This is a genomic window from Paenibacillus kribbensis (assembly GCF_001705305.1).
Classification (GTDB): domain Bacteria; phylum Bacillota; class Bacilli; order Paenibacillales; family Paenibacillaceae; genus Paenibacillus; species Paenibacillus kribbensis_B.
Map to the genome: position 1 here is coordinate 38598 of NZ_MCBP01000015.1, position 12014 is coordinate 50611.

Annotated in this window: 8 protein-coding genes; 6 read left to right on the top strand and 2 right to left on the bottom strand. The window is 34.9% G+C overall.

Features of this window, described 5'->3' with window-relative positions:
* Window positions 1–379 precede the first annotated feature (379 nt).
* On the bottom strand, window positions 380–1468 hold the full coding sequence (gene xerS / locus BAZ21_RS22310) for a tyrosine recombinase XerS (RefSeq protein WP_068505120.1): 1089 nt from the start codon (window positions 1466–1468) through the stop codon (window positions 380–382).
* A 327-nt stretch (window positions 1469–1795) separates the two neighbouring features.
* On the opposite strand from xerS, the gene BAZ21_RS22315 reads away from it, so the two are divergent.
* The 4 genes from BAZ21_RS22315 to BAZ21_RS22330 are packed head-to-tail and all read left to right on the top strand — an operon-like array spanning window position 1796 to window position 7002.
* Window positions 1796–2446, top strand: a complete 651-nt coding sequence (locus BAZ21_RS22315) for a hypothetical protein (protein WP_068505121.1) — start codon at window positions 1796–1798, stop codon at window positions 2444–2446.
* Window positions 2443–4440, top strand: a complete 1998-nt coding sequence (locus BAZ21_RS22320) for a DDE-type integrase/transposase/recombinase (RefSeq protein WP_068505122.1) — start codon at window positions 2443–2445, stop codon at window positions 4438–4440. Before BAZ21_RS22315 ends, BAZ21_RS22320 begins: the two co-directional genes overlap by 4 nt.
* Window positions 4441–4455: 15 nt before the next feature.
* Window positions 4456–5433: an ATP-binding protein gene (locus BAZ21_RS22325; RefSeq protein WP_068505123.1), complete on the top strand. Its 978-nt coding sequence runs from the start codon at window positions 4456–4458 to the stop codon at window positions 5431–5433.
* A gap of 15 nt (window positions 5434–5448) precedes the next feature.
* Entirely contained in the window at window positions 5449–7002 is a 1554-nt protein-coding gene (locus BAZ21_RS22330; protein WP_068505124.1) for a hypothetical protein, read from the top strand.
* Between the two features lie 486 nt (window positions 7003–7488).
* On the opposite strand, the gene BAZ21_RS22335 is transcribed toward BAZ21_RS22330, so the two are convergent.
* Window positions 7489–8484 carry a DGQHR domain-containing protein gene (locus BAZ21_RS22335; protein WP_068505125.1) on the bottom strand — a complete coding sequence of 332 codons (996 nt, stop codon included), beginning with the start codon at window positions 8482–8484 and terminating at the stop codon, window positions 7489–7491.
* A 136-nt stretch (window positions 8485–8620) separates the two neighbouring features.
* On the opposite strand from BAZ21_RS22335, the gene BAZ21_RS22340 reads away from it, so the two are divergent.
* The gene (locus BAZ21_RS22340; RefSeq protein ID WP_068505126.1) at window positions 8621–8956 is read left to right on the top strand and encodes a helix-turn-helix domain-containing protein; all 336 of its coding nucleotides are present in this window, start codon (window positions 8621–8623) and stop codon (window positions 8954–8956) included.
* A gap of 1015 nt (window positions 8957–9971) precedes the next feature.
* On the top strand, window positions 9972–12014 hold the full coding sequence (locus BAZ21_RS22345; protein ID WP_068505127.1) for an ATP-dependent nuclease: 2043 nt from the start codon (window positions 9972–9974) through the stop codon (window positions 12012–12014).

The window sequence follows — 12014 nt, forward strand, 5'->3', positions numbered from 1 at the left end:
TATTAAGTCCTGATATTATCAGGATTTTTTTATATTTAGGGGAGACTTGTTGTCACTAAATTGCGACAACAAGTTTACCCCTTTTGAGGAGAATGACAACAAGTTTACCTCTTTCGAGGAGTTTGTAATATTTAAAGCGGCGGCTATGGTTAGAGTTACTTTGTGGAAAGACATAATTATTTTTTGTTCCAATCTAAAATACATATCGATGCTTTGTATCTGCTACATTTAATTTTTCTGTCCAATTAAAGCGAAGAAGATACAGGTTCTATCATCCACTACTATGAAAGTATAAAAAAAATTCGGTCTACCGTAACTTTTATACAATTCGTCCTAAAATGAAGATTAAAGGCGATCAAAATGCCGCGTAAATACCTGCTTATTCGAATGAATCCATATCATCAACCGTATGATGTTGCTCGTCGTTTCTAATATGGGTGTAAAGTGTGGTTGTTTTGGGATCAGAATGACCGAGTATATCTTGGACAAGTCTCAGATTCTTTTTCTTTTTATACAGTTGAGTTCCAAAAGTGTGCCGTAGTATATGAGCACTCAAAGGTTTTCCATAGGCACGAGAATATTTATTCACCATTTTTTGCATTGCGTTTTTCGTCATAGGTTTACCGCCTTTAGTTAGAAACAGGGCCGTTTCTGAAACCGTCGGTTGGTATCTAGAATTGCGGATCCTCAGGTATTCTTCAAGATCCAGCTTTGAACGCATCGAGAAGGGGACTGATTGCATTTTTTTTCCTTTGCGGGTCACAAGGACGCATCTCGCTTCCCAATCGATGTCTATAAGGATTAAGTTAACTACTTCATTTACGCGAAGTCCTGAGCCTAATATGAGGCTTACAATGGCAGTGTCCCGTTCGCGGTTATCTTCGTACCAGGATAGATGTCTTTTATTGAGTTCAGGTTGCTTGCCATAATCGTAAGCTACAAAACGGAGAAATTCTTCTACGGCTTCTTCGGAAACAAGTATTTTATGATGGACGATTTTAGCTTGGTCTTGAATGTCAATTTTTGTTGTAGAAAACTCAATTTTTTCAATAACATTCCTTTTAAGCAACGGCATATGTTTTTCGTCTTCAGCAAAATTTTGCAGGTAGTTAAACAATGACTTAAGGGAAGCCATTTTGCGAGCGATCGTTTTCTCGTTGTTCTGTTTTCGTCGTGTGCTACCAGTGACTATTTGTTTTTCCAAGAACTTCGGGTAGGTATCGGCCGTTTTAAGGTCTAAATTCTCCAAGAAGGAGAGGGGGACATCCTTAATCTTCTCAACTGGGCATCCTGCTTCAGCGATCAACCAACCGAAAAAAATCTCATAATCGAATAGATACCCGAGTAGTGTAGAGGATGAAAGCTTATTTGATTTACACTCTACAAAATTGTTAACGTACCAGGGAAAATATATAATCTTTTGCTCTAATTTTTCTTTGTCTCTTTCTCGCTGGGATTTAAGTGGCATGGCGCGAACCTCCTTTTATATAATTCAACAAATTTAGATTTTATGGAAACTTATATTTCATCTTCATGTGTGGAAGATTTACAACAAATTATTCGTGTTCAGTGGCAATAAATGTACAGTGACAACAAGTTTATCCCTTACGAGGAGTTTTTAATTTAAAGCGGTGATTATAGCAAGAGTTACTTTGGGAAATAACATAAGATTCTTTCTTTCAATTGAAATTATTGGATATATTTTTACATAGCTAGTTTATCTTAGAAAAAGGAATATTGAAATATTTGACGAATCATTTTATTGATAGAATTTCTTCCATAATGAGGTGAATGTATGTATACACCTATTAAGTTAAATAAGATCGGGGTAAATAGATGGTTTGCTTTTAGTAAAAAACTTAACAGAGAAGTCACGTTTTATGGAGAGCTAGAATATGACCACTGGGTATTAATTGAAATGGATCCGGAGGTAACAAATTATTGCGAAAAACCATTTGAAATCAACCACTCATATTTTGATAAATCTGACAAGGCTATGATTGATATGTGGGTAAGAAGGAAGAATTCTGAGGAATTTGTTAATATCACACATACTGATAAAATCGATCCTCATAATGGAAATTTCAGTATCAGCGTTATTGAGAAAATTAATGCTGTAAAGCTGTGGGCACAGTTTAATAAACACAAACACATTATTGCAACGGAGAAAGAGATATATTCAAACCGAATCCTGTTAGAAAATAAAAAACGTCTGCTTCCCTATAATTTTGATATCTCTTCAATAAATATGGAGTTAAAAAACAGAATAATTAACCAGATCCAAGAAGGTGTAAACAACATAATGGATCTTGAGACGCAATTATCAGAAAATTCAAATATATATGAATTTCAAAAGACACTATATATATTGATCATCCAGCAATTAGTTTCAAGTAACATTGATCAAAAGCCTCTTGGTCCCGAAACGGAGGTGTATTTACGTTGAGTAGAAAACGTCTATTACAATTGTTCCAAATGCACGAGAAATATCTTGATTTATCAAATTGGCCGATAGTAAATAAGTTATTATTGAATCAAGATGATCTTAAATTATATGAAAGACGTGAACTTGCGGTTAGTTTATACATGGAGCAGAAGTTAACGAACAAAGAAATTTTTGAAGCTGCGGGTATTAATGAAAAAGAGATTACTCGTCTGATAAAAAGATGCTTGATGTGGGATAAGGATACAAACATCATTTGGGGATTTCGTGCTCTCATACCACAAAAAAGAACTACTAATTATCAAAGAAAAGCCCAAACATCTGTGGATTTGAATATAAATACTATAGAAGATCATGCCAAAAAGTTACCCGGAGCTTTTTCAAAACTAATGGATGATTATCCGGCAATAAAAGAAAAGATTAGCAAAGCACACTTGCGAAAAATTGGTTCAGGTAAAGAACCGCAATTTGTAAGAGGGAAAGATATTCATAGTTACTTTATAGAACTATGTAAAAAAGAAGGATTAGGTGAAAGAGACTATCCACTTAATACATCAGATCGTGGAAAGAGATCTTTATACAGATATTTTAAAACAAATGAATTCAATCATTTTGCTGCAGCTGCAAGTCTGTATGGTTCAGAAGCATCACGAAATGCAAAGAAAATAAATTCAAATAATTTTGAGTTCACAACTCCCTTGCTAGTTCGGCCATACCAAAGAGTTCAATTTGATGGACATCGAATTGATGCTTTTTTTACAATTACTTATAAAACTCCTGAAGGAGATTGGGTAACTGACACAATAGAGCGTATATGGTTACTGGTTATTATTGATGTAGCCACTCGAGTTATAATTGGCTATCATCTAAGCTTTAATAAAGAATATACGCAATACGATGTCCTTAAGTGTATTAAAAATGCAATTGTGCCTTATTCAAAAAGGGTATTATTCATAGATGGCTTAGTTTATCACGAATCAGGTGGATTCCCATCTGAAGTAATACCGCAAGCAGAATGGGCGTTATGGGATGAATTAAGTTGCGACAATGCAAAGGCTAATTTATCTCTTATGGTTCGTGATCGGCTATATCATGTGGTTGATTGCAGGATAAATCCTGGTCCTGCTGGAGTACCTGAGTTCAGAGGAATTATTGAACGTTTTTTTCGTACGTTTGAAAACCGGGGGTTTCATAATTTGATAAGTACAACAGGAAGTCATCCAAATGATCCAATTAGAAAAGAACCAGAGAGAGCAGCCAAAAGGTATGAAATCTCCTTAGAAGACTTAGAAGAACTCACAGATGTTCTTATCTCAGATTATAATGGTACGCCTCATAAAGGTATAAACAACTTTTCACCTCTTGAACTAATGAAACAAAGAATAGAATTAAGAAATATGAGTCCTCGAACACTAGAACCTTTTAAAAGGAAGGATATACTTTTCTTTTCTTTACAGCAGAAAAGAAATATACGAGGTAATGTGAAGAATGGAAAGCGTCCATTTATTCATTATGAAGGCGTAGACTATCGAAGTACTGTTCTTTCTAATAGTCCTTTTTTAATAGGAATAGAATTAACACTGGTTATAAATACTGAAGATTTACGAGTTATTCGAGCATTTCTGTCAGATGGCAGTGAGTTTGGGTATCTAACCGCTTCTGGAAAATGGGGAGTAAGTCCCCATTCTTTAGTTGAACGTAAGGCAATAAACAAATTGCGTAATGATGGAAAAATATCGTTTACTCAGTATCAAAATCCAGTTGTGGTCTATCACGAATTTATAAAGAAAAAAAGTCTTAAGAGCAAACGTTATCGGAATCGTCATGCAGAGGTTTTACGAAAAACTAAAGAAGAAGAGAGACGGCAGCTTGAAATTCAAGAAAGTGAGCATGTCATAGAGAGAAAAGTACGTGAAAATAACCAATCTTCAACTCAGTCTTCATCGTTAAAACAAAATGAAGTGAATTTAAAACCCTTAAAAACTTTCAACTATTAAATTGGAGGTGGTTATATGAGTGCTATTGAACGTCCTCACGTTCTTTTGGGAAGTCACCCGGTTGAAAGAACAACGTATCTTATTGGTACTAAGGAAGTTGCAAAAATGTATGAAGAAATTAAGCAGTGGATAGAAAATCGTTCACCTGGTGGACTGGCTTATGGGCGGCCCAGACTAGGAAAATCGAGAGCTATTCGCTACTTATCCCAAGCACTCCCGTATGATTTTGGAGAAAATTTACCGATATATCATATGTTATGTGACTTGGGGAATAAGACAATGAACGAGAATAAATATTTAGAAGAACTATTAATAGGAGTAGGCCATGCAATTCCTTATTCAGGTAAAACTATCATGAAAAGAGAGCGACTAATTAAGTTTTTAAAGGAGAAGGCTGAGACATCTGGAACTCATCGAATTATTTTCTTTATTGACGACGCTCAAAGCCTTGTGGAATTACAATATGAGATTCTTATGGATATTTATAATAAGTTGGAAGCGGACGGAATTAGTTTAACTGTAATTCTGGTTGGACAAGAGGAGCTGATTTATCAACGAACGGCTTTTTTAAGTGCAAAAAAAGCTCAAATTGTTGGACGATTTATGGTGCATGAATATAAATTTTCGGGAATTAAAAAAATGGATGATATAGAAACCTGCTTAGATGGTTACGACGTAGAATCGGAATATCCTATTGGAAGTGGTTGGTCGTACACAAGATATTATTTTCCTGACTCCTTTGAAGATAATTTTAGACTTAAAAATTATGCAAAAGATATTTATGATATTTTCAATGAATTAAGAACCGAAAATGGTTTACATGGTGAGTTTGAGATTCCGATGCAATACTTTACCTTGTCTGTTGAATATGTTTTAAAAAAATTTGGTATGGATGGGAGATCTGTAGATTATCTAACCAAGGTACACTGGCAAGAAGCTATCCAAAAATCAGGTTATATCGAAAACGAAATATATATGGATGTCTTATCTTAATCAGGTGAGGTAAAAATGGCAACTATTTTTCAATTAGAAGAAAAAAAGGTTGATAAAACTATGTATGCTAAGATTTGTTGGAGATCAGATTGGATTTCTCCCTTTGAATCTCCATGGGGGTTATTTGAAAAGTTCAAACACGCTAATGAGGCAGATATGAAGGACATTCTTCATATCTTTGGAAATGAGAGGGTTAAGGCTTTGAAAAATCCTTCAAGTAATCTAATTAGAGATCTAATTAATCTAAATGCTTTTGATCCTAGTAAACTTTTAGAGGGCTTACAATATGACCTTATCTCAACAAATGAAAGGTATGTGAAGAGCATTGTAGGAGTAATGCCGGATTGGTACTTTGACGGTCCAAAGAAATTCGAAAGCCCAATTTTTTTTCGGAGAGAACTTGCTTACTGTGAACAATGCTTTAAAAAGGGTTATCATAGTATATTTCACCAATTTGTCCTTTTAAGCGACTGCCCATTTCATCTAACACCTTTAAAATACGAGTGTCCATCTTGTAGTTCTAAGATTCCCTATCTGTTGCTGCGCAATGAATTTAGAGCCCCCTTTATTTGCAGATGTGGATACAAATTCCTATCATATAATGATTATTCCTTAATTGACTGGAAGCCTACTTCTATAAAAGAGTTACGCTCGGAAGTAGTGAAAAAATGGATAAATATAAATGATTCTCAGGTTGAACGATTGGCGAGCCTTTTTATTGATCCTAATTTTGATTGGGCTTCAATGCCTAACGCACTTGAAAAAGTGTACGATTTAATTAAGAAGGAAGATGAATGTAAATCTTTAACTGATGAATTTGATAAACATAATCATTACGTAGTATCTAGCTCCTCATATATTAAAAATATAAGAGGAATAAAAGAGAAGCTCGAAGATCAAGTTTATACCAAAAAGTATTTTCCAAAAATTAATAGTGATTATATATGGAAAATGAAGTATCTTGAATTCATCAAAGAACTGAATCAGTCATTTGAAATAACAATTAGCGGGTTAGCAAAGCATATTAGAAAAGAATTATCGGATCATAAAACTTGCATTAAACATTTTTTGAGAAGCTTAGAAGAAAAAAATAATGAACCTATTTGTCCTTATGCTTATGCATACTTAAACTGGCGACATTCTTTACAAAATTTTTCTTTTCTTAGAGGAGTAGATAATCGCAGAACTCCTGACCGAAGTGAAGGACCCTATTTACGTTTGCCTCCTTATTTTTCGTATCAACTTTCAGAGCTATATCGCTACTTTAGAAGAGAAACCGAAGATATAACACTAGAAAGTCGGGCATCTCTAAAATGGGGACTTAATCGAATTATTGTTCACTTTGCCTATCATTATTTTTTGAATTGGTTGGAGAAATCAGAGGATTTTGCAACTAGACGTGTTGAAGTCGGTACTATTCCATTCGATCAGAACGATGTTCCATTTTACATCGCTAAATTACCCTGGGCAGATAATGAGAGTTATGAATTTCACTGGTGGAAAGAAAAAAAAAAGAAAAGGAGTTGCATCTTCTGTGTCCATATAATTCTGTTAAGAAAAGACGAATAAAACAAAAAGCCTACAAGAGAAATCGAATAGATTAGAAATAATAAATCACTTTTCCGATATTAGTTATGAGTGACTTATCTAGAACAGACAAACGAAAAATATGGTATTTTGTAAATGAGAATAAAAAGGGACTAATGTATCTATGTTTACTGAGAAGTAAGGGTCACAAAATTTTGTATACTTGATAAGATAGAAATTAGAACCAATCATTTTAGAATATCACATTAGGAATTCAGAGAACTATTATTTTTTTTAATAATGTTCATGAAATAATGAATACGTTTTTTAATGGCTCATTGTGTACTAATTGGACATTAAGAATGAGCGAGGTAATTGTTGTTTCTAATGATCGGATCGAAATGAAGTTTGGTAGATACTCAATTAATGGTAAAGTCTGTCACAAGTCAATATTTTTGAAATCACTCAGAAAAATCAATTAAACCAAAAGAGCACTGCAGATTCATTCAATTCTGCAGGCTCTTTTAATTATTTAGCCATGATGTCTGCAAGTTCAGTTGCTAAAGACTTAGATCCAGACAATCCCTTAAGATATCGAAGGTGTCCAGTTGAAGACCAATCTATATCCTTTAGTTTTTGTACAGCTTGGGCTAGTGACGTGTAGTCAATTTTCTTTTTTTCAATTAAAAGAAACTTGTCTAGCACAATTCCCGCAGCTATAGATAATGCATCTAGACAAACTATATGAGTTATACGATGACCGCCATAATCTAACCATTCATAAGAGAACGTGTCTTTTAATGTATTGTAATAATGCAGGGCAATATTGAGTTTTTCCTCTTTTGAAATTAGTGCTACATCATCCTTTTTAAATAAAAAATGAAGAGTACGATATAGATTCTGCAAGGTAATGTGACGACCTTTAACTCGTTTCCCAATAATACTGCCAATATTATAAAACGGACTTTCTTTGCGTACAAGTAATTCGGTGGCAACCCAGCTCAGCTCATCAGAGTCACGCCTTAAGTATTTACTGAGGGAAGGGCCGATCCCTTTGGCTTTAGTGTTAATGGTATCAAACAACTGAATCTCCTCATCTTCGTCTAGAGAATGAAACGCTAAGAAAGGAACCATAATATCTGCGTTTGTTTCTTGGATATACCTCTGAATGCCACCAAGCCGATGCTGTCCATCCATTAGAGAAGCCTTCCCTTTACATAATAGACGGCCATAATTAGGCCGTAGTTTGTCATAAGCGCTAAACTCCCAGTTAGAACAAGCATTTAACAACACAGGTGTGAATAAAGCATCATCGCCTTTGGATAAGTACAAAGCAAAATCATGACAACGTTTAGGATCTACTGGGCGTTGGTATCCTTTTCCTGACTTATCGTCATAAGGTTTAACAAAAGTAAGGTTTAACGCTATTGTGGCTGACACGTTACTTTGATAGATAACCTTTCCACGCATTTTGCTCTGGATCACGTTTTCAATAACAACTTGTTGCGGTATTCTTTGGTCCATAATATTGTCACTCCATTATGTTTGATGAATAAAATAAATATAGAACTTATAAGTTCTTTTTACAATGGTATTTATAGTATATTGATCTGTTTTGATTTCACTCATCTATTTAGGCTTATTGTAGGTGGTGGTATCAGTGACTGATTTAGCTAAACTTATTGGGGTTCGTATTCGGCAAATAAGGAAATTGAGCGGCTTAACCCAAGAGCAACTTGGCGAGCGTGCTCAGTTACAAAGTACATATATAGGAGGAGTAGAGAGAGGGGAGCGGAATATTTCTATTGAAACACTTGAAAAGCTGATTAGAGCTTTAGAAATGAGTCCTTCTGAGTTTTTTTATTTTGGCGACAATCCTATTGAAAAAAATACAGATAAAAATGAGCTAATACACATCTTTATTTCGAAACTTATGACACAAGAAAACAAGAATATTCGCAAAATGATTAATATTTATAAAGAGATTTTTGAATAGCAATTCAGTTGAAACCATCAATTGTGTTGCTATGGAGTTAACTCTTGGATCGTAATAAAGAGTCGTTCTCCTATATTGGAAAATATGAGTTTGTGACGTCCTGTGACCACTCGGTAGAGAAGTATCTATATAAAGTAGAACCACAACACATATCAGAGGGCAAAAACAAATCATTCGAAGAGTCCAGTTCTTCTCCTTAACCCAAATGAATTGATCAGAAAGTAATTCTCTCATATTACTCTAATTGTTCCGCTAAAATTCGAAACAAATTATCGATTCTTATCAAAGTGACAAGTAAACGAGCCACTAAACTAAGTGGTAAATCCAAAAGAATATTTTGTAACTTAAAAACGTATAACAACTGGTTATAGCTGGTTGTTTTTTGGTAGATGTTCTGTCGCTAACGTAGAAAAGGATTGAGATATTACGAATGCTTGGGTAGTTCAGCAAAGTATTTCTTGGCGAGAGGAGATTATCTCATCCTGACGGTAAGAAAAGATGGAGGTAATGGGATCGAGCGCGTGTCATTTTAATGGATGTCTACGACTCTGAGCAGATCTCTAAACGGGATTAAGGTAGCTTATCAAAGTTTTGACCAAATTGATTTCTTCTTGTAAAAAATTACTTATATGGATTATCATTGAACAGCTAGGGGAATAACGTTACGTCACCTACGCCAACAACTGTACATCACTTGAAGTATCGACCTACTTAAACAAGCAACGAAATATGCACTAGCTAAAAAAGAAGAAACGAGGAAAATCTGTTTCTTCTTTTTTATGCTTTTTTAAAAGAGTTTGAGTTAATATGAGTCCTTAGACCAGCTTTTGTTTCATTAGATTTTGTTTACATAGATTTCCTTTGAATGTAGAATTACATAATAAAGTATTACTAAAGCCTTATTTATTGTGCGAAAATATACAGTGAGTAGTTCTATAGACTCTGAACGATTTGAAACAAGAATAATAGAGTTGTTTATAATCTTAATAGGTAGAAAGTAGAGGTGCGCCACATTATGAGACTTAGTAAATTAATTATTAGTAACTTTCGTTGTTATGGTTCTGAGGAGACGTCTATCGACTTTGAAGATATTACAACATTTATTGGCTCTAATAGTAGTGGGAAAAGTGCGGCATTACAGGCATTGACTAAGTTGTTTGGTGAGACTAATGCGGAAAAAATGCTGGAGAAAACCGATTTTCACGTCCCTCATAATGAAGTGTTGGAAGACTCCGTAAAGAGGGAGTTGTATATTGAAGCGAATTTTTCCTTCCCAGAGGTTGAGGACGAGAGTGATGAAATTCAATATGCAGTACCGACCTTTTTTGAACATTTTGTAGTAGACAAAACAGGAGAGGCGCCCTACCTAAGGATAAGACTGGAAGCATCTTGGGAACAGGGTAACACACCAGACGGATTAATAGAAAGTAGAATATTTTATGTGTCTACCAATGACGTTACTACAAAAATTCCACAGAGCGATCTTTCTCAAATCAAACTCATCTATGTTCCAGCGATTCGAAATCCCTCTACACTTCTAAGGAATGCTACAGGGACTTTGTTGTGGAGGGTGCTAAAAGGAATCAATTGGTCAAGTGAAACCAAAGAAAATATAAAAAATCAGCTAAAAGAAGCCGAGGATTCATTATTTGAAGAAGCAGGTTTGGAAAGGGTTAGGAGTTCCTTGAAGGACCATTGGAGGTTGTACTATAAAGATGCTAGATACTCAGAGGCGAATATAAGATTCAATAGTACGGATCTGGATCAGTTGATTAAAAAATTTGAGGTTGATTTCATGCCTTCTGTAACACAAAAGGCGTATTCAATGGATTCACTAGGAGACGGTCTCCGGTCTTTATTTTACTTGTCGCTTGTAGACACTTTTTTGGAGATTGAGCAGCAAGCTTTAGAGGGAATCGAAGAAGAAGGTGGTCCAGTTTTTAATCTTCAGATTCCAGCTATCACGATTCTGGCTATCGAAGAACCTGAGAATCACGTATCACCTCATTTACTCGGTAGTATTATTTTAAATCTGAAGAGGATCGCATCTAAGAAGAATTCTCAGGTAATACTTACATCTCATACCGCTTCTATTGTAAAAAGGGTGTCACCTGAATCCATTAGATATTTCAGTATTTCGTTAAAAGAATTAATTACAAAGGTGAAAAAAATTATCCTACCTTTAAAAAATGGATCTCCTGAAAATGAAGAAGCCTACAAGTATGTTAAAGAAGCAGTGAGGGCTTATCCGGAGATGTATTTCTCTAAATTAGTCATTTTAGGTGAGGGAGATAGTGAAGAAATAATTATCCCTAAAATCATTGAACTAGAAGATGAGGAGCATCTCGATAGTTTATCCATTTCTGTAGTACCACTTGGAGGAAGACATGTAAATCATTTTTGGAAACTTTTAAAAGAATTAGGCATCCCTTTTGTTACATTATTAGATTTAGATAAAGAACGGTATGGGGGAGGATGGGGGAGAGTAAAGTATGCTTTGGAGCAACTAATTGAAATTGGTATGAGCAGAGATAAGTTGCTGAAAATGAAAAATGGAGCTATCGCTAATTTAAATGAGATGAGCAATTGGGATGAAAAGAATGTCGAAACTCAACAATCTTGGATAAATTTTTTGGAAAGCCACAACATTTATTTTTCAAGCCCTCTAGACCTAGATTTTATGATGCTGGAGGCATTCCCGGATGCTTATAAGAACATATTGAGAGGGAATGAAGGTCCTTACATAGATGGGGCCGGGAAAGTCATAGACATTGAGGATGAAGATCCTGCTCTGACAAGTTATGGAGAACGGTTAACATTGTCAATGAATCACACATTGAAAAAAAGAGGAGGTAGTGGAGACACTTATTGTTATCACCAAAAGAAGTTAATGGTTTGGTACGATTATTTCTTCTTACAACGCGGAAAGCCTGTTACTCATCGACTAGCTTTAATTCATATCACAGATGAAAATTTAAAAACGCATTTACCAGAACCATTAAAGCGGATGCTCTCCAAAGTCAAACAAATACTTAATATGGCCAAGAGAGAAGATTAA

What these genes read in the sequence shown, in the direction of transcription:
- BAZ21_RS22330 (WP_068505124.1), top strand. Translation starts at nt 5,449, where the DNA reads ATGGCAACTATTTTTCAATTAGAAGAAAAAAAGGTTGATAAAACTATG.
- BAZ21_RS22345 (WP_068505127.1), top strand. Translation starts at nt 9,972, where the DNA reads ATGAGACTTAGTAAATTAATTATTAGTAACTTTCGTTGTTATGGTTCT.
- xerS (WP_068505120.1), bottom strand. Translation starts at nt 1,468, where the DNA reads ATGCCACTTAAATCCCAGCGAGAAAGAGACAAAGAAAAATTAGAGCAA.
- BAZ21_RS22325 (WP_068505123.1), top strand. Translation starts at nt 4,456, where the DNA reads ATGAGTGCTATTGAACGTCCTCACGTTCTTTTGGGAAGTCACCCGGTT.
- BAZ21_RS22335 (WP_068505125.1), bottom strand. Translation starts at nt 8,484, where the DNA reads ATGGACCAAAGAATACCGCAACAAGTTGTTATTGAAAACGTGATCCAG.
- BAZ21_RS22315 (WP_068505121.1), top strand. Translation starts at nt 1,796, where the DNA reads ATGTATACACCTATTAAGTTAAATAAGATCGGGGTAAATAGATGGTTT.